The 20271-nt window shown below is 72.5% G+C and carries 24 protein-coding genes; 18 read left to right on the forward strand and 6 right to left on the reverse strand.

What is annotated here, in order from left to right; translation table 11 throughout:
* The 3 genes from ACJ9NR_RS31135 (at position 1) to ACJ9NR_RS31145 (ending at position 3421) form a co-directional block, all read left to right on the forward strand.
* Positions 1-924, forward strand: a complete 924-nt coding sequence (locus ACJ9NR_RS31135) for a S66 peptidase family protein (RefSeq protein ID WP_412491871.1) — start codon at positions 1-3, stop codon at positions 922-924.
* A 143-nt stretch (positions 925-1067) separates the two neighbouring features.
* On the forward strand, positions 1068-2837 hold the full coding sequence (locus ACJ9NR_RS31140; RefSeq protein WP_412491393.1) for a CocE/NonD family hydrolase: 1770 nt from the start codon (positions 1068-1070) through the stop codon (positions 2835-2837).
* Positions 2838-2857: 20 nt separating this feature from the next.
* On the forward strand, positions 2858-3421 hold the full coding sequence (locus ACJ9NR_RS31145; protein ID WP_412491392.1) for a GNAT family N-acetyltransferase: 564 nt from the start codon (positions 2858-2860) through the stop codon (positions 3419-3421).
* Here the strand turns inward: ACJ9NR_RS31145 and ACJ9NR_RS31150 are convergent.
* The gene (locus ACJ9NR_RS31150) at positions 3393-3740 is read right to left on the reverse strand and encodes a DUF6204 family protein (protein ID WP_412491391.1); all 348 of its coding nucleotides are present in this window, start codon (positions 3738-3740) and stop codon (positions 3393-3395) included. The genes ACJ9NR_RS31145 and ACJ9NR_RS31150 overlap by 29 nt on opposite strands.
* Before the next feature lie 158 nt (positions 3741-3898).
* On the opposite strand from ACJ9NR_RS31150, the gene ACJ9NR_RS31155 reads away from it, so the two are divergent.
* Positions 3899-5863, forward strand: a complete 1965-nt coding sequence (locus ACJ9NR_RS31155) for a DUF5107 domain-containing protein (protein ID WP_412491390.1) — start codon at positions 3899-3901, stop codon at positions 5861-5863.
* Between the two features lie 49 nt (positions 5864-5912).
* Here ACJ9NR_RS31155 and ACJ9NR_RS31160 read toward each other — a convergent pair whose 3' ends face one another.
* Positions 5913-6260: a VOC family protein gene (locus tag ACJ9NR_RS31160; RefSeq protein ID WP_412491389.1), complete on the reverse strand. Its 348-nt coding sequence runs from the start codon at positions 6258-6260 to the stop codon at positions 5913-5915.
* Between the two features lie 124 nt (positions 6261-6384).
* Positions 6385-6933, reverse strand: a complete 549-nt coding sequence (locus ACJ9NR_RS31165) for a hemerythrin domain-containing protein (protein WP_412491388.1) — start codon at positions 6931-6933, stop codon at positions 6385-6387.
* A gap of 143 nt (positions 6934-7076) precedes the next feature.
* On the opposite strand from ACJ9NR_RS31165, the gene ACJ9NR_RS31170 reads away from it, so the two are divergent.
* Positions 7077-7628: a phage holin family protein gene (locus ACJ9NR_RS31170; RefSeq protein ID WP_412491387.1), complete on the forward strand. Its 552-nt coding sequence runs from the start codon at positions 7077-7079 to the stop codon at positions 7626-7628.
* 85 nt (positions 7629-7713) lie between these two features.
* On the opposite strand, the gene ACJ9NR_RS31175 is transcribed toward ACJ9NR_RS31170, so the two are convergent.
* Positions 7714-8673: an LLM class F420-dependent oxidoreductase gene (locus ACJ9NR_RS31175; RefSeq protein ID WP_412491386.1), complete on the reverse strand. Its 960-nt coding sequence runs from the start codon at positions 8671-8673 to the stop codon at positions 7714-7716.
* A 195-nt stretch (positions 8674-8868) separates the two neighbouring features.
* Between ACJ9NR_RS31175 and ACJ9NR_RS31180 the strand changes: the two genes are divergently transcribed.
* From ACJ9NR_RS31180 to ACJ9NR_RS31240, 13 genes are read left to right on the forward strand one after another with little or no spacing between them, the layout of a single operon-like run.
* Positions 8869-11019, forward strand: a complete 2151-nt coding sequence (locus ACJ9NR_RS31180; RefSeq protein ID WP_412491385.1) for an FAD-dependent oxidoreductase — start codon at positions 8869-8871, stop codon at positions 11017-11019.
* Positions 11016-12863 carry a transketolase gene (locus ACJ9NR_RS31185; protein WP_412491384.1) on the forward strand — a complete coding sequence of 616 codons (1848 nt, stop codon included), beginning with the start codon at positions 11016-11018 and terminating at the stop codon, positions 12861-12863. Before ACJ9NR_RS31180 ends, ACJ9NR_RS31185 begins: the two co-directional genes overlap by 4 nt.
* Positions 12860-13789 (forward strand): non-homologous end-joining DNA ligase, encoded by a 930-nt coding sequence (gene ligD, locus ACJ9NR_RS31190; protein WP_412491383.1) that lies wholly within the window; start codon positions 12860-12862, stop codon positions 13787-13789. Before ACJ9NR_RS31185 ends, ligD begins: the two co-directional genes overlap by 4 nt.
* A gap of 46 nt (positions 13790-13835) precedes the next feature.
* Positions 13836-14210 (forward strand): gas vesicle protein GvpO, encoded by a 375-nt coding sequence (locus ACJ9NR_RS31195; RefSeq protein WP_412491382.1) that lies wholly within the window; start codon positions 13836-13838, stop codon positions 14208-14210.
* A gap of 43 nt (positions 14211-14253) precedes the next feature.
* Positions 14254-14691: a gas vesicle structural protein GvpA gene (locus ACJ9NR_RS31200; RefSeq protein WP_412491381.1), complete on the forward strand. Its 438-nt coding sequence runs from the start codon at positions 14254-14256 to the stop codon at positions 14689-14691.
* The gene (locus ACJ9NR_RS31205; protein WP_412491380.1) at positions 14688-15458 is read left to right on the forward strand and encodes a GvpL/GvpF family gas vesicle protein; all 771 of its coding nucleotides are present in this window, start codon (positions 14688-14690) and stop codon (positions 15456-15458) included. Before ACJ9NR_RS31200 ends, ACJ9NR_RS31205 begins: the two co-directional genes overlap by 4 nt.
* Before the next feature lie 4 nt (positions 15459-15462).
* On the forward strand, positions 15463-15726 hold the full coding sequence (locus ACJ9NR_RS31210; protein ID WP_412491379.1) for a gas vesicle protein GvpG: 264 nt from the start codon (positions 15463-15465) through the stop codon (positions 15724-15726).
* The gene (locus ACJ9NR_RS31215; RefSeq protein WP_412491378.1) at positions 15723-16442 is read left to right on the forward strand and encodes a DNA primase; all 720 of its coding nucleotides are present in this window, start codon (positions 15723-15725) and stop codon (positions 16440-16442) included. The genes ACJ9NR_RS31210 and ACJ9NR_RS31215 overlap by 4 nt, the downstream gene beginning before the upstream one ends.
* On the forward strand, positions 16439-17593 hold the full coding sequence (locus tag ACJ9NR_RS31220; protein WP_412491377.1) for an SRPBCC family protein: 1155 nt from the start codon (positions 16439-16441) through the stop codon (positions 17591-17593). The genes ACJ9NR_RS31215 and ACJ9NR_RS31220 overlap by 4 nt, the downstream gene beginning before the upstream one ends.
* Positions 17590-17934 (forward strand): gas vesicle protein, encoded by a 345-nt coding sequence (locus ACJ9NR_RS31225; RefSeq protein ID WP_412491376.1) that lies wholly within the window; start codon positions 17590-17592, stop codon positions 17932-17934. Before ACJ9NR_RS31220 ends, ACJ9NR_RS31225 begins: the two co-directional genes overlap by 4 nt.
* Positions 17931-18728 (forward strand): GvpL/GvpF family gas vesicle protein, encoded by a 798-nt coding sequence (locus tag ACJ9NR_RS31230; protein ID WP_412491375.1) that lies wholly within the window; start codon positions 17931-17933, stop codon positions 18726-18728. Before ACJ9NR_RS31225 ends, ACJ9NR_RS31230 begins: the two co-directional genes overlap by 4 nt.
* Positions 18725-18907: a gas vesicle protein gene (locus tag ACJ9NR_RS31235; RefSeq protein ID WP_412491374.1), complete on the forward strand. Its 183-nt coding sequence runs from the start codon at positions 18725-18727 to the stop codon at positions 18905-18907. The genes ACJ9NR_RS31230 and ACJ9NR_RS31235 overlap by 4 nt, the downstream gene beginning before the upstream one ends.
* A 1-nt stretch (position 18908) precedes the next feature.
* Positions 18909-19193 (forward strand): gas vesicle protein K, encoded by a 285-nt coding sequence (locus tag ACJ9NR_RS31240; RefSeq protein ID WP_412491373.1) that lies wholly within the window; start codon positions 18909-18911, stop codon positions 19191-19193.
* Between the two features lie 41 nt (positions 19194-19234).
* Here ACJ9NR_RS31240 and ACJ9NR_RS31245 read toward each other — a convergent pair whose 3' ends face one another.
* Complete coding sequence (locus tag ACJ9NR_RS31245) at positions 19235-19405, reverse strand: hydrophobic protein (protein ID WP_412491372.1); 171 nt, start codon at positions 19403-19405, stop codon at positions 19235-19237.
* A 43-nt stretch (positions 19406-19448) separates the two neighbouring features.
* Positions 19449-20270, reverse strand: coding sequence for a class I SAM-dependent methyltransferase (locus ACJ9NR_RS31250; RefSeq protein WP_412491371.1), 822 nt, complete (start codon positions 20268-20270; stop codon positions 19449-19451).
* Between the last annotated feature and the right edge of the window lies 1 nt (position 20271).

Below are 20271 nucleotides of genomic sequence, written 5' to 3' on the forward strand. Positions count from 1 at the left end.
CTGCCGGAGCTGCGGCGGCCCTCCCGGCTGGCACCCGGCGCCCGTGTGGCCGTCGTCGCCCCCAGCGGCCCCGTGCCCGAGGAGCGGCTGCAGGCCGGGCTCGACGTGCTGCGCGGCTGGGACCTCGATCCGGTCGTGGCGCCCCACGTGCTCGGCCGGCACGGCGAGCTGGACTATCTGGCGGGCCCGGACGGGGCGCGCGCCGCCGACCTGCAGGGCGCCTGGTGCGACCCGTCGGTGGACGCGGTGCTGTGCGCGCGGGGCGGGTACGGGGCGCAGCGGATGGTCGACCTGCTCGACTGGGAGGCGATGCGGGCGGCGGGACCCAAGGTGTTCGTCGGCTTCAGCGACGTCACGACGCTGCACCAGGCGTTCGCCACCCGGCTGGGCCTGGTCACGCTGTACGGCCCGGCGGCCGCCGGTGCCGACTTCATCAAGAACGCCCGGGCGCAGCAGCACCTGCGGACCACGCTGTTCGCGCCGGAGGACGCCCGCACCATCGCCTCCGCGGGCGCCACCCTGGTGCCCGGGCGGGCCCGGGGGGTCACGCTGGGCGGCTGCCTGGCCCTGCTCGCCACCGACCTCGGCACGCCGCACGCCCACGACGGCGCCCGGGGCGGGCTGCTGCTGCTCGAGGACGTGGGCGAACGGCCGTACCGCGTCGACCGGGCGCTGACCCAGCTGCTGCGCGGCGGATGGCTGGACGGCGTCACCGGGATGGCGCTCGGGTCGTGGGAGGAGTGCGGTCCGTACGACGGGGTGCGCGCGGTGCTCCTCGACCGGCTCGCCGGTCTCGGCGTTCCCGTGGTCGAGGAGTTCGGATTCGGCCACTGCGCGGGCGCGTTGACCGTTCCGTTCGGCGTGGCCGCCGAACTGGACGCGGACGCGAGGACCCTGACGCTCCATCAGCCGGCCCTGCGCTGACGTCCCTTCACCGCATGTCCGGCAACGGCACTCGACTGGGCGATTGACCTCGTCTGACACGTGTCACACCATGACAACCGACCGGTACTTACTGGTCGGTAAGCAGGGCTGTCCCGAGTGTGGAGGTCTCAGTGTCCCGACGCGTGCCCAGATCCCGAGCCACCTACGCCCTCGCTCTCGCCCTGGGCGCGGCGCTCACCGCCCCCCTGGCGCTCACCGCGCCCGCGGCTCCGGCGGCCGGGCAATACACCGTCTCCGCGCTGAAGTTCACCGTCCGGGCCGGTGGCCGCGACTGCACCGTCGACGCCGATCTGTACCGTCCGGCGGGCGTCGACAGCGCCCACCGCGCCCCGGCCGTACTCGCCACGAACGGCTTCGGCGGCAGCAAGTCCGACGGCTCGACCGACGCCATCGGCAGGGCGTTCGCCGAGCGCGGCTACGTGTCCCTGATCTACTCCGGGCTCGGGTTCGGCACATCGGGCTGCCTCATCTCGCTCGACGATCCGCGGATCGACGGCACGGCCGCCTCACGGCTCATCGACTTCCTCGGCGGCGAGCGCGCCGCGGACGACGGCACCAGGGCCGACTACGTCACCCTCGACCGCGCCGGCGACCCGAGGGTCGGCATGATCGGCGGTTCCTACGGCGGCGCCGTCCAGCTGGCGACGGCGGCGGTCGACCACCGCGTCGACGCGCTCGTGCCGCTGATCACCTGGCACGACCTCACCTACTCGCTCGACCCGAACAACGCCTCCACCACCGTCCCCGGCGTCTTCAAGTGGCAGTGGACCAACGGCTTCTACCTCATCGGCGAGGGCCAGCCGCTGACCGAGCCCGGCCTCGACCCGTCCCGCTTCAACTCCCTCACCTGCCTGCACTTCGTCACCAAGGCCTGCGACACCATCCGCACGCTGAACTCGGGCAGTTACCGCCCCGCCCCGACCGCCGCGATGCGCGCCTACGCCCGCAGTGTCTCCCCGGTGTCGTACCTGAGCCGGGTCGAGGCACCCACCCTGCTCATCCAGGGGCAGGCCGACACCCTGTTCAACCTCAACGAGGCGGCCGCGACGTACCGGACGCTCACGGCGCAGGGCACCACCGCCAAGATGATCTGGCAGTCATGGGGGCACAGCGGCGGCATCACCGACCCGGCCGGCGGCGAACTCGACCTCGGCAAGGGCAACCTGGAGTCCTCCTACGTCGGCCGGCGGATCCTGTCCTGGTTCGACCGCTACCTGCACGGGCACGACACCGGCACCGGCCCGGCCTTCGCCTACTACCGCGACTGGATCACCGACCCCGGCCACACCTACGGCACCGCCGGCCGGCTCCCCGCGCTCAGCCGGACGTACTACCTCTCCGGCGACGGCAAACTCGTCGACAACCGCCGGAAGGTCGCCCGCGGCAGCCGCACCTACACCAACCGGCTGACGCCCACGAGCCACTCGGAGAGCTCGCTGGCCGCCACCGTCGGGCTGCCGGACCCGGGGCCGTACGACACCCCGGGCACCTTCCTCGGCTGGACCAGCGCACCGCTCGCCCGCGCCACCGACGTCGTCGGCGCGCCGAGGGCCACGCTCCGGGTCCTCTCCCCGGCGGCCGCGCGGACGCAGAACTCCGGCGACGCCGCCGACCGCCTGGTGCTGTTCGCCAAGCTCTACGACGTCGCGCCCGACGGCAGCGAGACGCTGGTGCACCGGCTGGTCGCGCCGGTCCGGGTGCCGGACGTGACCAAGGGCTTCACCGTCACCCTGCCGGGCATCGTGCACCGCTACGAGAAGGGCCACCGGCTGCGGTTCGTGATCGCGGCGAGCGACGACGCGTACTTCGGCAACCGGGGGATCAAGCCGGTGACCGTGGTCAGCGCGCCCGGGGACACCGGGACGCTGCGATTGCCCGTACTCGGCGGCTGACCCCGCCGTAGGCTGGCGGGATGCCGCACACCGCACCCCGCTACCTCGCCGAAGGCCCCCGCGTGGGCATACGTCCCTTCAGTCACGAGGACGGCGCCGAGTTCACCGCCCGCGCCCGCGAGAGCAAGCAGCTGCACCAGCCGTGGCTGTTCCCGCCGGACTCACCGAGCGCGTACACCGCGTACGCGGGCCGGCTGATCGCGGACCCGGCCAAGGCCGGCTTCCTGGTCTGCGAGAAGGAGGGCGAGCACGGCGCCGGGGCCATCGCCGGGTTCATCAACATCAACAACATCGTCGAGGGCGGCTTCCGGTGCGGCGCCCTCGGCTACGGCGCCTTCGCGCACGCGGCCGGGCGCGGGCTGATGCGCGAGGGCCTGGACCTCGTCGTGGACCACGCCTTCGGCCCGATGCGGCTGCACCGCCTGGAGATCAACGTGCAGCCGCTGAACGCCGCGTCGATCGCCCTGGCCCGCTCCTGCGGCTTCCGGCTGGAGGGCTTCTCCCCGAAGATGATCCACGTCGACGGGGCCTGGCGCGACCATGAGCGCTGGGCGATCACCGCCGAGATGCGGGCTTGCGGTTGATCTTCATGGTGTCGAGGTCGGTGACGGTCGACCTGAGGTCGCGAAAGCCGTAGCCCAGCTCCCGCAGCGCGCCCTCCGCCCGGTCCTCCGCGATCGCGCCCGCCATCTCCTCGCCGTCCGCCGCGTCGGACACCACGACGTAGCGCATCGAGAAGTGCTTGAGGGGCGCCGGCTCGTACGACAGCGAGCCCTCCTCGGCGAACCGCATGCTCGTCATGCCGTGCTCGCCGGCCTCGGCCAGCAGCCGCTGCCGCGCCTCGTCGGTCAGTCCGTCCCAGGTGCCCCGGACGATCACCCGGTACGTGTGCTGCTCGCTCATCCCTGCTCCCGTGTCGTCCTGCGCCGAAGGCCCGACTGTACGTCGCCGGGGACGGACCGCACACGGAATTGCACGGCCGCCCGACGCGGCCGTCCTCGGCACCTTTGCACAATCCTGACCGATACCTCCCCTGGCCGGTTCACCGGCGAGCGGCTTCCATGGTGATCGTGACGACGATCCGACGTGAGGTACTGACGCTGCCCGCGGCGCAGTTGGGTCCCGACAACCCCCTGCCCCCGCTGCGGCTGCTCCACGAGGTACACCGCATCGACGACCGCGACCGGGAGGAACTGCCGCGCGACATGGCGCGGCAGGCGGGCTACGAGCCGCTGCGCAGCCTGCTCCCGGTGCGGGTGCGGGACGGTTACGGCAGAACGCGCGAGCCGCGGCCGGTCGACGCCCTCGTCCTCGACAACGGCCGGCTGCGCGCCACCGTCCTGCCCGGCCTCGGCGGCCGTGTCGCCTCCCTCCTGCACCGGCCGACCGGCCGCGAACTCCTCTACCGCAACCCCGTCTTCCAGCCCGCCAACTTCGCCCTCAACGGCGCCTGGTACTCCGGCGGCATCGAATGGAACATCGGCGCCACCGGCCACACCACCCTGTCCTGCGCCCCGCTGCACGCCGCCCGCGTCCCCGCCCCCGACGGCGGCGAGATGCTCCGGCTGTGGGAGTGGGAGCGGCTGCGCGACCTGCCCTTCCAGATCGACCTCTGGCTGCCGCGGCACTCCGACTTCCTGTACGTCGGCGTCCGCGTCCGCAACCCGCACGAGCGGCCCGCGCCGCTGTACTGGTGGTCGAACACCGCCGTGCCGGAGGAGCGCCGGGTGCTGGCACCCGCCGGGGAAGCCTGGTACTTCGGCCACGAGCACCGCCTGCGGCGGGTGCCCGTGCCCTGCTACGAGGGCATCGACCGCAGCCACCCGCTCAACAGCCCGTACGCCGCCGACTACTTCTACGAGCCGGACGGGGACCGGCGCCGCTGGATCGCCGCCCTCGACACCGGGGGACACGGCCTGGTGCAGACGTCCACCGACCTGCTGCGCGGCCGCAAGCTGTTCGTCTGGGGCAGCTCGGGCGGCGGGCGGCGCTGGCAGGAGTGGCTCACCGAGCCGGGCACCGGCGGCTACTGCGAGATCCAGGCCGGGCTCGCCCGCACCCAGCTGGAACACGTGCGGCTGGACGCGCGAAGCGAGGTGAGCTGGCTGGAGGCGTACGGGCCGCTGGACGCGGCGCCGGAAGGCCCCTCCTGGGCGGCCGTCGTGGACGGGGCCGAGGCCCGGCTGGAGGCCGCGCTGCCGCGCGACGGCGTCGACGCCGCCCACGCCGCGTGGAAGCCGCACGCCGACACCGAACCCGGCGAGATCCTCGCCACCGGCTCCGGCTGGGGCGCGCTCGAAGTCCTGCGCGCCGACTTCAAGCTGCCCGGCACACCCTTCGACGACAGCACCCTCGGCGAGGCGCAGGAGCCCTGGCTGCACCTGCTGCGCTCCGGTTCGCTGCCCGAACCGCGCCGGGTGCGGCCGCCCGGCGAGACACTGGTCGCCCAGCCCTGGCGGGACATGCTGGAGACCGCGCCCGCGACCCCGCTCACCGAATACCACCTGGGTGTCGCCCAGTGGCACGCCGGCGATGTGGCGCAGGCGGTGCGCAGCTGGGAGCGGGCCCTCGACCTCGCCCCGTCCCTCTGGCCGCTGCTGCGCTGCCTGGCGGTGGCCGACCGGGAGGCCGGCAACCACGAGCGGGCCGCGGACCGGTACGCCGACGCCTTCGACGACCTGTGCCGGGAGCGGCGTGACAACGGGGACCGGTGGACGGCGGCCACCGCCGCGCTCGCCCGCGAGGCGATCGAGGCCCTGCTCGCCGTGGGCCGCGACGACCAGGCGCGCGCCGTCTGGGAACGGCTGCACCCGGCCGTCCGGGAGCGTGGCCGGTTCCGGCTGCTGCAGGCCCGGCTGCTGCTCGCGCAGGGGCAGCCGGAGGAGGCGCGGGACGTCTTCCGGGCCAGCTTCGAGGTCGCCGACCTGCGGGAGGGCGCGGAGGACATCGGCCGGCTGTGGGCGCGGCTGTCCGACGAACCGCTCCCGGCCCACTACGACTTCCGGATGCGGCCGCAGGAGTCCTGACCGGCCGTACGAGCGGCCGGGTCCCGGACGTTCTCGGGAGGCCGGGCTGTCAGGAGTTGCGGTCCACGTACTCGTAGACCGCACCGTCCGGGTGCATCGCGATCAGGTTGCGGCCCGCCGGCGTCGCCACCGGGCCCGCGACGATGTGCGCGCCGAGTTCGGTGAGCACCCGGTGGGCCTCGTCGACGTCCTTGACGGCGATCGTCGCGGCGACCTTGCGCAGCACCTCGATCTCCGCCCGCTCCCCGCTCATCAGCAGGAAACAGCCGACCGCGGCCACCTGGACGCCACCGCGTTCGAAGCGGAGGGCGCGGCCGCCGGCGAGCCGTTCGTAGAAGGGGACCGCAGTCTCCAGGTCGTCGACGCAGATGCGCAGCGTGGCTCCCAGAATGTCCATGCCCCGAGCCTAGTTGGGGCGGCCGGGGGAAGGTGATCGTTTCACCCGATCGCCTTCCCCCGGCCGCCCCGGCGCGGGCCGGCCGGCCACGGTGCCGGCCGGCCGGCCGGTCAGGGGGTGCCGGTCAGCCCATCGCCTTGCGCACGACGTCCCGGGTGCGGTCGATCACGGCCGCGACCGGACCCGCGACGAGGTTCTTCGCGGCGGTGTCGGTGCCCGGGTGCGGCCGGGTGGGCGCCAGGGCCTCGGCCGCCTGCACCGCGCGCGCCAGGTTCTCCAGCCTGCCGCGGTCGGCGACCCGGTGGAAGTGCGCGAACTCGTAGCGCTCCTCGCTGTCGGCGTGCGCGAGCACGTCCTCGCGCAGGGCCGTGAACCGGTCCAGGAACTCGGGCGAGTCGGTGTCCGCGTCCTCGAGCGCGGACAGCACCCGCTTGGCCTTCTCCTCCTCCTCGATCCGGTCCCTGACGACCAGTTCACCGCCGTCGATGTTCTTGCGGGCGAAGGGGTGGACGACCTCCTCCTCGGCGGTCTCGTGCACCGCGAGGAGGCGGACGAGGTCGTGGAAGTGCCGCTTGCGGTCCTCGCCCTTGGTGTTCGCCACCTCGTCGAACAGTTCTCGGATCCGGGTGTGCTGTGCCTTGAGCAGCTCCACCACGTCGGTGTGCTGGTTCATCCCGCTCTCCTGTAGGGGGTTGTGAGGGTCTGGTCGTTGCGGCCTTGCGGGCGGGCGGGTACCCGGGCCCCGGGTGCCGACGCAGCGTTTTCCAGCCGTGACGCTGCGCGTTATCCGTACGTCTGTGCGGGTACCCGGAGCCCATGGAAGGCCTGGATCATCTGGAACACCTGGACAAGCACCTGGTCGACGAGCTGGCGCAGGTCGCGCGCGAGACGGTGCGCGACGAACTGCGCGAACAGACCCGCAGGCAGCGTCGTACGGCGATGCTGTACGCGGCGTCCGGAGCCGTCGCTCTCTACGCGGGCGCGGCCGTCGCGCTCGGCGTGGGCCTGGCCCTGGCGATCGGCCTGCCCGACTGGGCCGCCGCCCTCGTCACCGCGGGCATCCTCGGCGTCGTCGCCTACGTCCTGCGCGGCGCGGCCCGGCCCCGTGCGTCCGGGCCCACGCCCGCCCGAGAGGCCGGACTCGCCGCGGGCGCCGGCCAGGGCGACCGTGTCATCGGCGGCGAGGCCCCCGCGGCGCCCCCGGGCGGTACGGGCGTGCCGTACCCGCCGATGCCGCCGGTCGCGCCCGGCGGTGCGAGCGGCGCCTCGGGCGCGTCCGTGGCCGGCTCCGCCACCCCCGGCGGCGTCGGCCCCGCGGCACCGCCCCGCGACGACATCGACCCCGAGGAGCCGCACCACCGGGCGTGACACCGGGTGCGCCGGAGCGGGTGCGCCGGAGCGCGGCGGGACCGACCCCGCCGCGCTCCGGCGCACCGGTCGCGCTCCCGGGCTCTCAGGACTGCTGGAGCTGAGGCAGCACCTTCGTACGGTAGAAGTCGAAGAAGCCGCGCTGGTCGGGGCCGATCTGGTTGACGTAGACCCGGTCGAAACCGGCGTCGTCGAAGGCCTTGAGAGCCGAGACGTGTTCGTCGACGTCGTCGCCGCACACCGCGTTCTCGCGCACCATCTCCTCGGTGACGAGCGGCTCCAGCTGCTCGAAGTGCTTCGGGGAGGGCAGGATCTGGCTCATCTCGCCCGGCAGGAACTCGTTGAACCACCGCCTGTGGACCAGCCGTACGGCCTCGTCGCGGTCGGTGCCGTAGCACACCTTCGTCCCTCCGCTGACCGGCTTGCCGCCCCCGCCCCCCTTGCGGAACTGCTCCACCATCGACTCCTGGGGCATCATCGTGATGTAGCCGTCGCCCACCCGCGCGGCGAGCTTCGTGGCGGCCGGTCCGAAGCCGGAGATGTCGATCGGGACGGGCTCGTCCGGGACCGTGTAGAGGCGGGCGTTCTCCACCTTGTAGTGCGTGCCGTAGTGGGTGACCTCCTCGCCGGTGAAGAGCCGGCGCATGATCTGGATGGACTCCTCCAGCATCTCCATGCGGACGGTCGCCGGCGGCCAGACGTGCCCGAGGATGTGCTCGTTGAGCGCCTCGCCCGTGCCCACGCCCAGCCGGAAGCGGCCGTTCGTCATCACGGCGGAGGTGGCCGCGGCCTGCGCCACCACCGCGGGATGGATCCGCACGGTGGGGCAGGTGACCGCCGTCTCGACCGGCAGCGACACCGCCTCCGAGAGCGCCCCGATCACCGACCACACGAAGGCGCTCTGGCCCTGCGCGTCGTTCCACGGGTGGTAGTGGTCCGAGATCCACAGGGACCGGAACCCGGCCTGCTCGGCCATCCTCGCCTGCTCGACGAGCTCCGCGGGACCGAACTCCTCACAGGAGAGGAAATAGCCGTACTCGGTCATGGGGGTACCTCCGGTGGGTTCGGGTCCGAGGGGAAGGATCGCCGTCCGGGTACCCGGGGGCCGGGTCGGAAACCGGTACATGTCGCGCATGCCCGGTGCCCTGACCGGTTCCGCCGCCGTGGCCAGTTTGGGCGCTGCGGCCAGGGGGACGCGGAAAGCTCCGTACGACGCACGCGACAGCGCCGGAGGCGAACCGTGGCTCGACCCCGCATCGTGATCGTCGGTGCCGGCTTCGCCGGGTACCAGACCGCCCGCACCCTCTCCCGGCTGGTACGGCACAAGGCCGACATCACCGTGCTGAACCCGACCGACTACTTCCTGTATCTGCCCCTGCTGCCCCAGGTCGCCGCCGGGCTCCTGGAGCCGCGCCGGGTGGCGGTCTCCCTCTCCGGGACCCTGCCGCAGGTCCGGCTGGTGCTCGGCGAGGCGCACTCCGTCGACCTCGACGGGCACGCCGTGCACTACACCGACCCCGAGGGAGGGGACGGCACGCTGCCCTACGACCGGCTGGTGCTCGCCGTCGGCAGCGTCAACAAACTGCTGCCGATCCCCGGGGTCGCCGAGCACGCACACGGCTTCCGGGGACTGCCCGAGGCGCTGTACCTGCGTGACCACGTCACCCGTCAGGTGGAGCTCGCCGCCGCCGCGGACGACCCGGCCGGCTGCGCCGCGCGGTGCACCTTCGTGGTGGTCGGCGCCGGCTACACCGGCACCGAGGTGGCGGCGCAGGGACAGCGGTACACCGAGGCACAGGTCCGCAAGCACCCGCTGCGGCACGGGATGCGGCCGCGCTGGCTGCTGCTCGACATCGCGCCGCGCGTCCTGCCGGAGCTGGACGAGCGGCTCTCGCGCACCGCCGACCGGGTGCTGCGGCAGCGGGGCGTGGAGGTGCGCATGGGCACGTCCGTGAAGGAGGCCACGCACGACGGAGTCCTGCTGACCGACGGCGAGTTCGTCGACACCCGTACGCTCGTGTGGTGCGTCGGGGTACGGCCGGACCCCCTCGTCGAGAGCATCGGGCAGCCGCTGGAGCGGGGGCGGCTCCTCGTCGACCCGCACCTCCAACTGCCGGGCCACCCCGAGGTGTTCGCCTGCGGCGACGCCGCGGCGGTGCCGGATCCGAACAGCCCCGGGAAGTACACGCCGATGACCGCGCAGCACGCCTGGCGGCACGGCAAGGTCGCGGCGCGGAACGTCGCAGCGTCCCTGGGCGTCGGCGAGCGGCGCGTCTACGGCCATCGCGACCTGGGCTTCGTCGTCGACCTGGGCGGCGCGAAGGCCGCCGCCAACCCCTTCGGTGTCCATCTGCCCGACGTGCTGGCGGGAGCGGTCACCCGCGGCTACCACCTCGCGGCGATGCCCGGCAACCGCGTGCGCGTCGCCGCGGACTGGCTCCTGGACGCCGTACTGCCCCGCCAGGGCGTCCAGTTGGGCCTGGTGCGCTCCTGGTCGGTCCCCCTGGACACCGCATCACCGGAACTGGCCCGCGTACCCGACGACACGGATCGCCCTGCCGGGCCCACGGACGACGACGCACCTGCCGCTTCCGCGCCCGCGGAGCGGGGAACCGGGACCGCGTCCGGGAAGCGCCCGTCCGGTGCCGAGCCGGCCGCGGGGAGCGCGCCGGACGCGGAGGCCGTGAAGGACCGGCCGGGCGACGCGTCGGCGGGAAGCCGAACGGGCGGTGACACCGCGGCGAAGCAGACGGGCGGGCGGTCCGCGAGACAGCGACCGGGCGGCCGAGGGGCCAAGAAGCGGGCGGGCGCCGGGGCCGCCGGGAAACCGGCGCACGCCGAGGCCACGAGCAACCCGGCGAGCGCCGCTGCCCCGGCGACGAAGCCGCCTGGCGGTGAAGCCGCGAAGAACCAGCCCGGTGGTGAGCCCGCCAAGAACCAACCCGGTGGTGAGCCGGCCAGGAACCAGTCCGCTGGTGAGCCGGCCAGGAACCAGCCCGGTGGCGAAGCCGGGGAGAACCAGCCCGGTGGTGAGCGGGCCAAGAAGCAGCCCGGTGGCGATGCCGCGACGAAACCGCCTGGCGGTGAAGCCGCGAAGAACCAGCCCGGTGGTGAGCCCGCCAAGAACCAACCCGGTGGCGAAGCCGCCAAGAAGCAGCCCGGTGGTGAAGCCGCCAAGAAGCAGCCCGGTGGCGAAGCCGCCAAGAAGCAGCCCGGTGGTGAAGCCGCCAAGAAGCAGCCCGGTGGTGAAGCCGCCAAGAAGCAGCCCGGTGGTGAAGCCGCCAAGACGCAGTCGGGCGGGGCGGCCGTCGAGAGTGGTGGCGGTGGTGCGTCGGCCGAACCGCCCGGGCCCGTCAAGCGTACCGACACACCCGCGGAGGGAGACCGATGAACACCGACGAACTCGTCGAGCTCGGACAGCAGTTGCGCGTGGACGGCGTGCGCGCGGCGCAGGCCGCGGGGTCCGGGCACCCGACCTCCTCGATGTCCGCCGCGGACCTGATGGCCGTCCTGCTCGCACACCACTTCCGCTACGACTTCGAGCGGCCCGCCCACCCCGGCAACGACCGCTTCGTCCTGTCCAAGGGCCACGCCTCGCCCCTGCTCTACGCCGCCTACAAGGCCGTCGGCGCCATCGACGACGAGGAGCTGCTCACCTTCCGCAAGCTGGGCAGCCGCCTCGAGGGGCATCCGACGCCGCGCAGGCTGCCGTGGGTCGAGACGGCCACCGGATCGCTCGGCCAGGGGCTGCCCGTCGGCGTCGGCATCGCGCTGTCCGGCAAACGGCTGGACCACGCCGGATACCGCGTGTGGGTGCTGTGCGGGGACAGCGAGATGGCCGAGGGTTCCGTCTGGGAGGCCGCCGAGCAGGCGGCGTACGAGAATCTCGACAACCTCACGGCGATCGTCGACGTCAACCGGCTCGGCCAGCGCGGAGAGACCCGGCACGGGCACGACCTCGACGCCTACGCCCGCCGCTTCCAGGCCTTCGGCTGGCACACCGTCGAGGTGGACGGGCACGACGTGGACGCGATCGACCGGGCGTACGGCGAGGCGCTGTCCACCACGGGACAGCCGACCGCGATCATCGCCCGTACCTTGAAGGGCAAGGGCGTCGAGGCGGTCCAGGACCGCGAGGGCCTGCACGGCAAGCCGCTGCCGGACGCGGACGAGGCGATCGCCGAGCTCGGCGGCCGGCGCGACCTCCGGGTCCGGGTGCAGGAGCCGCCCGCCGCCCGCACGCCGCACGCGGCCCCCGCCGGGCACCTCGAACTGCCCCGCTGGGACCCGGGGGACGAGGTCGCCACCCGTAACGCCTACGGCGAGGCGCTGGCCGCCCTCGGCGGCGGACGCTCCGACGTCGTCGCCCTCGACGGTGAGGTCGGCGACTCCACCCGGTCCGAGTTCTTCGCCAAGGAGCACCCCGAGCGGTACTTCGAGTGCTACATCGCCGAGCAGCAGATGGTCGCCGCGGCGGTGGGCCTCGCCTCGCGCGGCTGGGTGCCCTACGCCGCCACCTTCGCGGCGTTCCTGACCCGCGCCTACGACTTCGTGCGCATGGCGTCCGTCAGCGGTGCCGGCGTCAACCTCGTCGGCAGCCACGCCGGCATCGCCATCGGCCAGGACGGCCCGTCCCAGATGGGCCTGGAGGACCTGGCGATGATGCGCGCCGTGCACGGCTCGACCGTCCTCTACCCGTGCGACGCCAACCAGACCGCGCGGCTCGTCGCCGCGATGGCCGACCTCGAGGGCATCCGGTACCTGCGCACCTCGCGCGGCGAGAGCAAGGTGATCTACGGCCCCGACGAGGAGTTCCCCGTCGGCGGCAGCAAGGTACTGCGCTCCTCCTCCGAGGACCGGCTGACCCTCGTCGCCGCGGGCGTCACCGTGCCGGAGGCGCTGGCCGCCGCCGACGCGCTCGACCGGGACGGCATCCGGGCCCGGGTGATCGACCTCTACTCGGTCAAGCCCGTCGACCGGCAGACGCTGCGGCAGGCCGCCGAGGACACCGGCTGCCTGATCACCGTGGAGGACCACCACGAGGAGGGCGGCATCGGCGACGCCGTCCTGGACGCCTTCCTCGACGGGCGGCCCGTGCCGCGGCTGGCGCGCCTCGCCGTGCGCACCATGCCGGGCTCGGCCTCCCCGGAAGAGCAGCTGCACGCGGCCGGCATCGACGCCGAGGCGATCGCCGCGGCAGGGAAGCTGCTGGTCGAGGAGGCGGTCGTGCGGTGAGCGAGGACCGCGTACGCACCGTGCGGGCCGGGCGCCGCACGGTGCGGGTCCACCGGGCCGGCAAGGTGCTCTTCCCGGCGGACGGCGACCTGGAGGAGTACACCAAGGGCGATCTGGTCGACTACTACCGGTCCGCCGCGCCCTTGATGCTGCCGCACCTGCGCGGGCGCCCGCTGATGCTGGAGCGGCACCCGGACGGGCTCGGCGGCCCGCGCTTCATGCAGAAGAACACCCCGGAGAGCTATCCGGACTGGATCACCCGGGCCGAGGTCGCCAAGGAGGGCGGCACCGTCTGCCACACCGTGTGCGACGACTCCGCCACCCTGCTCTACCTCGCCGACCAGGCCGCCGTGACGCTGCACCGCTGGCTGTCCCGGGCCGGCAGCGCCGAGCGGCCCGACCGCATGGTCTTCGACCTCGACCCCGACGGGGACGACTTCGAGGCGGTGCGCGAGGCGGCCTCGCTGCTCGGCGGCCTGCTCGGGGAACTGAAACTCCCCTCGGGCCTGATGACCACCGGTTCGCGCGGACTGCACGTGATCGTGCCGCTGAACGGCCGCCACGACTTCGACGAGGTCCGCGCCTTCGCCCGGGACGTCGCCGACACCCTGGCCGGTGCCCATCCCGACAAGCTCACCACCGCCGCCCGCAAGGCCGGGCGCGGCGACCGGCTCTACCTCGACATCGCCCGCAACGCCTACGCGCAGACCGCGGTCGCGCCGCTCACCGTCCGGGTCCGTCCCGGTGCCCCGGTGGCCACTCCGATCGCCTGGTCCCAGCTGGAGGACCCGGCCCTGCACGCCCGCCGCTGGACCATCGCCGACGCCGTGGAACAGGCCCGCTCCGACCCCTGGGACGGCGTCATGAGCCGGGGCCGCGCCCTGGGGCCGGCCCGGCGGAGGCTGGAGACGTTGCGCACCTCGTGAGGGTTTGGTCGCCGGGATAGCGGCCACCCGCAGACAAGAGGTGCCCATGTCCAACACAAGACACACCCAAACTCCCCAGGATTCACAGAACTCGCAAAAGTCTCAGAAATCTCAGAATTCGGACAAAGGAAACGGTGTGGCGGAGAAGCGGCCGAGTCCCATGGAGGTCCTGAGCCAGGCGCGCGCGCAGCTCACGGAGCTCACCGGCATGGCCGCCGAGACCGTCTCGTCCTTCGAACGGACGGAGGACGGCTGGACCCTGGAGGTCGAGGTCCTCGAGCTGGCTCGCGTACCGGACACGATGAGCCTGATGGCGAGCTACCAGGTCGACCTGGACCCCGAGGGGCAGCTGACCGGTTACCGGCGGGTCCGCCGCTACGAACGCGGGCGGGCCGACGCACACAGGCCGGGCGGCCGCTAGGCCGCCCCCGCGTCACTCACACAGACAAGGAGGAACGGTCGGTATGACCGTTGTCCCGGCACAGCAGACCGGCGGTGGGGGCGGCAGCAGCGGCCTCTATGACGTTCTGGAACTCGTCCTCGACAGGGGTCTCGTCATCGACGCCTTCGTCCGGGTCTCACTGGTCGGCATCGAGATCCTGAAGATAGACGTGCGTGTCGTCGTGGCCAGCGTCGACACCTATCTGCGCTTCGCCGAGGCGTGCAACCGCCTCGACCTCGAGGCCGGCAGCAACAAGACCCCGGGCCTGCCCGACGTCGTCGGCGAGGTCACCGAATCCGGCGCCCGCGGCAAGTCCAAGGGTGCGCTCTCCGGAGCCGCGGAGACCGTCTCCGACGCGTTCAAGCAGGCGCGTGAGGAGGGGCGCGAGAAGAAGGAGACCGAGCCCCGGCCGCGCGCCCGCAAGTCCACCTCCTCGCGCAGGAGGGAGGAGCAGGAGTGAGCACGTACGTCTACGGCATCACCGAGGGCTCGCACCCCGCGCTTCCGGAGGGCATGGGGGGTGTCGGCGACCCGCCGCGCCCGGTGCGGATCCTGAAGGAGGGCGACCTCGCGGCCGTCGTGAGCGACGCCCCCGAAGGGCTGCGGCCCAAGCGCAGGGACCTGCTCGCCCATCAGAACGTGCTGGCCGAGGCGGGTGCGGCGGCCGTCGTGCTGCCCATGCGGTTCGGCAGCCTCGCGGCGGACGACGACTCGGTCACCGGCGCGCTCGCCGACCGCGCCGGCCACTACAAGGAGCGCCTCAGGGCGCTGGACGGCAAGGTCGAGTACAACATCAAGGCCACCCACCAGGAAGAGGCCGTCCTGCACCGCGTGATGGCCGAGAACGCCGAGGTCCGGTCCATGGCCGAGGCCAACCGGCAGGCGGGCGGCGGGAGTTACGACGACCGGCTGCGGCTCGGCGAGATGGTCGTGGCCGCGGTGAAGGCGCGTGAGGTCGAGGACGCGGCCGAGCTGCGGCGCACTCTGGAACCGGTGGTGTCCGACGTGAGCGTCGGCCCCGAGTCCAGCGGGTGGCTGGCCAACCTCTCCTTCCTCGTGGAACGCGACACGGCCGAGCGCTTCCTGGGCGCGGTGGAGGAGCTGCGCAAGGCCCATCCGCACATCGAACTGCGCGTCAACGGCCCCCTGCCGCCCTACAGCTTCGTGGAGCCCGACTCCGCGGAGCACGCGGAGGGCGCGGCGGGCCGGGACGCCGCTCTGGAGTGAGCACGTGGGACTGATCAAGGAAGTGGTCCTGTTGCCCTTCGCCCCGGTGCGCGGCAGCGCCTGGGTGATCGGACAGGTATTGCACGAGGCGGAACGGATCTACTACGACCCCGCCGCGGTGAGGGCCGAACTGGCCCGTCTCGAGGAGCAGTTGGAGGCCGGCGAGATCGACGAGGAGGAGTTCGACCGACGTGAGGACGAACTTCTGGACCGGCTGGAGATCGGCCTGCGCACCGGCGGGGCCACAGGCGACGGGACGGCACGATGAACCGAGTGGGACTCGGCCTCGCGGTAGGGGCCGGATACGTCCTGGGACGTACGAAGAAGATGAAGATGGCGTTCGCGCTGGGCACGCTCGTGGCCGGCAAGCGGATGAATCTCGGCCCGCGGGCGCTCGCGGACCTGGCTTCCCAGCAGCTGCAGAACAACCCGCAGTTCAAGGAGATCGGCGACCAGCTGCGGGAGGACCTGCGGGGCGTCGGCAAGGCGGCCTCGGGCGCGATGGTGGAGCGGCAGATGAGCGCGCTCGCCGACCGTCTCCACGGGCGCACCTCCGAGGTCCGCGACCAGCTCTCGGGCGCCGCGGGCCAGGCGAGCGGTCTCGTCTCCGACGAGGAGGACGAGGGCGAGGAGCCGGAGGGCGCCGAGGAGGAGCCCCGGGAGGAGCACGAGGACGAGGGACCGGAGAGCGAAAGGGCCGTCGACGAGGAGGACGAGGGCGACGAGTCCGAGGCCGGTGAGGAGCCCCCGGCGAGGAAGACCGCCGAGAAGGCCGCGAAGAAGGCTCCGGCGAAGAAGACCGCCAAGCGGGCGCCGGCGAAGAAGGCCCCGGCGAAGAAGGCCGCGGCCAAGAGGACCGCGGGCCGGCAGACGACGGCGAAGAAGACCGCCGCCAAGAAGACGACGGCGCGCAAGACGGCCGCTGCCGGCGGCGGCGCCCGCTCGGCGCGGGCCCGTCTGCCGAAGGGAGGCGGTGAGCGATGACCGAGGCACTGGGATCGGCGTCGAAGGCGGCACGCGGAGCCGAGGAGGCGGCGCCCGGCCCGCTGGGCGGACTGGCCCACAGCGAGGCCGCCGACCGGCTCAAGGCCGAACTGCAGGACTACCTCGCCGCACAGGCGACCCGGCTGCTGACCGGCTTCGGGCGCAAACTCGGCGAGACCACCGGCAAGCTGAACGACATAGCCGAGGGCAACAGCCCCGGATTCGCCAAACTTGCCCTCGACGGCGGCCGCAAGCTGGCCGAGGGCAAGGGTCCGCTGCGCTCGGCACTGGAGGCGGGCGCCTCGAGCGCCAAGGACAACGTGCTCGGCGCCCTGAAGAGCATCGGCGGCGGCAAGGGCAAGCGCAAGGGCGGCGCGGGCAACAAGCCCACCGTCATCATCGAGTCCGTCGACGTCGGCGTCCCGCTGCGCACGGCCTACGACCAGTGGACCCAGTACCAGGAGTTCAGCACCTTCGCCAAGGGCGTCAAGAGCGCCAACCGCGCCGACGACACGAACTCCGACTGGCAGATGAAGATCTTCTGGTCCAGCCGCAGCTGGAAGGCGCACACGACCGAGCAGGTGCCGGACGACCGGGTCTCCTGGACGTCGGAGGGCGCCAAGGGCACCACGAAGGGCGTCGTCTCCTTCCACCGGCTCGGCGAGAACCTCACCCGGGTCCTGATGGTCATCGAGTACTACCCCAAGGGCCTGTTCGAGAAGACCGGCAACATCTGGCGTGCCCAGGGCCGCCGGGCCCGGCTCGACCTGAAGAACTACGTCCGCTACATCACCCTCAAGGGCGAGGCGGAGGACGGCTGGCGCGGCGAGATCCGCGACGGCGAGGTCGTCAAGAGCCACGAGGACGCGGTCGCCGAGGAGGAGAGCGAGCAGGAGGAGCCCGAGGAGTCGGCGGGCGAGGGCGACGAGGAGAGCGACGAGTACGACGAGTACGACGAGGAGGAAGAGCCCCGGGAGGAGGACGAGGAGGAGGAACCCGGGGAGGAGTACGACGAGGACCAGGAGCCCCGGGACGAGGAGGAGTACGACGAAGAGTCCGAGGACGAGGCCGGCGGCGAGGAGCCCGAGGGCGAGTACGAGGACGAGGATGAGTACGAGTACGAGTACGCCGGGGGCGGGAGCCGTCGATGAGCACGCCCAGCAGGCTGCCTGATCCGTACGGACACAACGGCAGCGCCAACCTCGCCGACATCCTGGAGCGCGTGCTCGACAAGGGTGTGGTGATCGCCGGTGACATCCGGATCAACCTGCTCGACATCGAACTCCTCACGGTCAAGCTGCGGCTCATCGTCGCCTCCGTCGACAAGGCCCGGGAGATGGGCATCGACTGGTGGGAGACCGACCCGGCGCTGTCCTCCGGCGCCCGCCGCGACCAACTCGTCCGGGAGAACGCCGAGTTGAGGGAGCGGCTGGCCGAACTGGAGAGCGATTCGCACTCCGGCCGCACCCGCGCCATGGAGGAGGGCTCATGAGCGGACTGCGCTACGTCTACGCCGTCTGCCGCCCCCTGGGCGCGCCCCTGCAGGCCCAGCTGACCGGGGTGGCGGGCGACCCGCCCAGGATGCTGAACCATCGCGGCCTCGTCGCCGTGGTCAGCCATGTGCCGGAGCGGGACTTCGCCGAAGACCCGCTCCGGCGGCATCTCGAGGACCTGGACTGGCTCACCGCGACCGCCCGCGCCCACCAGGGCGTGATCGACGCGCTCACCGTCGTCACCACCCCGCTGCCCCTGCGGCTGGGCACGGTCTTCCGGGACGACAGCGGCGTACGCGTGATGATGGAGGCGCGTGAGGAGGCCTTCCGGCGCACCCTGGAGCGGCTCGACGGGCGGGTCGAATGGGGCGTCAAGGTCTACGCCGAGAACGAGCCGGGCGGACCGCCTGAGCCGTCCGGGCCGGCGAAGAAGCCGGTGTCGGGCCGCGACTACCTGCGCCGGCGGCGCCTGCACGCGCGGGCGCAGGAGAACATGTGGGAGCAGGCCGAGGAATTCGCGGACCGGCTGCACGCGGCGCTTTCCGCGCACGCCGAGGATTCCCGGCTGCACGCCCCGCAGAATTCCGCGCTCTCCGGCACCCCGGGACAGAATGTGCTGAATGCCGCCTATCTGGTGCCGCGCGATCGTTCCGAGGAATTCGTGGAAGCGGTGGACCGTACGAAGGACGACGTTCCGGGAATGCGGGTGGAACTCACCGGGCCGTGGGCGGCGTATTCCTTCGTCGCGGAGGTCGAGAATGTCAAGAACGAAAACGCCGGGGAGCGGCCGTGACCGTAGTCGAACGCCGTGAGATCGCCCTCGTGGACCTGCTCGACCGGCTGCTGGCCGGCGGGGTGGTCGTCACCGGGGACATCACGCTGCGCATCGCGGACGTCGACCTCGTCCGCATCGACCTGAACGCGCTGATCAGCTCGGTCAACGCGCAAGTGCCATCACCTTGGGAGAGCTGACGTGACAGCCCGCGGCAACCGGCTGGACCTGGACCCCGACACCGTCGAACGCGACCTGGTCAAACTCGTGCTGACCGTCGTCGAACTGCTGCGCCAGCTCATGGAGCGCCAGGCGCTGCGCCGCTTCGACACCGGAGACCTCACCGAGGACCAGGAGGAGCGGATCGGGCTCACACTCATGCTCCTGGAGGACCGCATGGGCGAACTGCGCGACCGCTACGGACTGCGGCCCGAGGACCTGAATCTGGACCTCGGGCCGCTCGGACCACTGCTTCCCCGGCAATGAGCTCTCCGCTGTATTCCCGGCGGTGAGCTCGCCGGTTCACCTCACCACCTGTACCAGCGGCCCCGGCTCCCGGACGCCGTCGTACCACGTACCAGGAATCCCAGGAGCCACAGCACGATAACGGCGAGGGCGATCCACCAGAGTATCTTCAGGGCAAATCCGGCGCCGAAGAGAAGCAGCGCCAGCAGCAATACGAGCAGGACAGCAACCATAGTTCCCAACCTCCTGCTCGTCGGGTAACCCGTAAATCAGGGATCAGGCGGTTTTTCTGCACAGAATTTCCGCGTGCAGCACACCGAACCAGCCGTCCTCCCGGGCGCCCCATTCCCGCCAGGCGTCCGACACGGCCCGCAGCCGGTCCGGGGTGGCGTGGCCGCCCCCGACGGCCCGGTCCGCGTACGCCGACGCCAGCGTCCGGTCCGCCCACAGCCCGCTCCACCACGCCCGCTCCCCGGGGGTGGAGAAGGTCCAGGTGCTGGACGTCGCCGTGATGTCGGTCAGCCCCGCCCGCAGCGCCCAGGACTTCAGCCGCCGGCCGGCGTCCGGCTCACCGCCGTTCGCGCGGGCCACCCGCCGGTACAGGTCCAGCCAGTCGTCCATCCCCTGGGACGCCGGATACCAGGTCATGGCCGCGTAGTCGGACTCGCGCACCGCGACGAACCCGTTCGGCTTCGTGACCCGCTTCATCTCCCGCAGCGCCCGCACCGGGTCGCCGACGTGCTGGAGCACCTGGTGCGCGTGCACCACGCAGAAGGTGTCGTCCGGGAAGTCCAGGGCGTGCACGTCCGCGACCGCGAAGTCGACGTTGGTCAGGCCGCGTTCGGCGGCCGTGGCCCGGGCCCGGTCCAGCACGCCCGGCGCCCGGTCGACGCCGGTGACCCGTCCGTCCGGCACCAGTGCCGCCAGGTCGGCGGTGATGGTGCCCGGGCCGCAGCCGATGTCCAGGATCCTCATGTGCGGTTTCAGGGAGCCGAGCAGATAGGCCGCGGAGTTGGCGGCGGTCCGCCAGGTGTGGGAACGCAGCACCGACTCGTGGTGCCCGTGCGTGTAGACGGCGCTCTCCTGCGGCTTCGGCATG

The organism is Streptomyces sediminimaris (assembly GCF_047049295.1).
In the GTDB taxonomy this organism is placed as follows: Bacteria; Actinomycetota; Actinomycetes; order Streptomycetales; family Streptomycetaceae; genus Streptomyces; species Streptomyces sediminimaris.

Bases quoted from the DNA above. Each gene is read 5' to 3' on its own strand.
- ACJ9NR_RS31145 (WP_412491392.1), top strand. From the start codon at position 2,858: ATGCCGCACACCGCACCCCGCTACCTCGCCGAAGGCCCCCGCGTGGGC.
- ACJ9NR_RS31150 (WP_412491391.1), bottom strand. From the start codon at position 3,740: ATGAGCGAGCAGCACACGTACCGGGTGATCGTCCGGGGCACCTGGGAC.
- ACJ9NR_RS31155 (WP_412491390.1), top strand. From the start codon at position 3,899: ATGGTGATCGTGACGACGATCCGACGTGAGGTACTGACGCTGCCCGCG.
- ACJ9NR_RS31160 (WP_412491389.1), bottom strand. From the start codon at position 6,260: ATGGACATTCTGGGAGCCACGCTGCGCATCTGCGTCGACGACCTGGAG.
- ACJ9NR_RS31165 (WP_412491388.1), bottom strand. From the start codon at position 6,933: ATGAACCAGCACACCGACGTGGTGGAGCTGCTCAAGGCACAGCACACC.
- ACJ9NR_RS31170 (WP_412491387.1), top strand. From the start codon at position 7,077: ATGGAAGGCCTGGATCATCTGGAACACCTGGACAAGCACCTGGTCGAC.
- ACJ9NR_RS31175 (WP_412491386.1), bottom strand. From the start codon at position 8,673: ATGACCGAGTACGGCTATTTCCTCTCCTGTGAGGAGTTCGGTCCCGCG.
- ACJ9NR_RS31185 (WP_412491384.1), top strand. From the start codon at position 11,016: ATGAACACCGACGAACTCGTCGAGCTCGGACAGCAGTTGCGCGTGGAC.
- ACJ9NR_RS31195 (WP_412491382.1), top strand. From the start codon at position 13,836: ATGTCCAACACAAGACACACCCAAACTCCCCAGGATTCACAGAACTCG.
- ACJ9NR_RS31200 (WP_412491381.1), top strand. From the start codon at position 14,254: ATGACCGTTGTCCCGGCACAGCAGACCGGCGGTGGGGGCGGCAGCAGC.
- ACJ9NR_RS31215 (WP_412491378.1), top strand. From the start codon at position 15,723: ATGAACCGAGTGGGACTCGGCCTCGCGGTAGGGGCCGGATACGTCCTG.
- ACJ9NR_RS31220 (WP_412491377.1), top strand. From the start codon at position 16,439: ATGACCGAGGCACTGGGATCGGCGTCGAAGGCGGCACGCGGAGCCGAG.
- ACJ9NR_RS31225 (WP_412491376.1), top strand. From the start codon at position 17,590: ATGAGCACGCCCAGCAGGCTGCCTGATCCGTACGGACACAACGGCAGC.
- ACJ9NR_RS31230 (WP_412491375.1), top strand. From the start codon at position 17,931: ATGAGCGGACTGCGCTACGTCTACGCCGTCTGCCGCCCCCTGGGCGCG.
- ACJ9NR_RS31245 (WP_412491372.1), bottom strand. From the start codon at position 19,405: ATGGTTGCTGTCCTGCTCGTATTGCTGCTGGCGCTGCTTCTCTTCGGC.
- ACJ9NR_RS31250 (WP_412491371.1), bottom strand. From the start codon at position 20,270: ATGCCGAAGCCGCAGGAGAGCGCCGTCTACACGCACGGGCACCACGAG.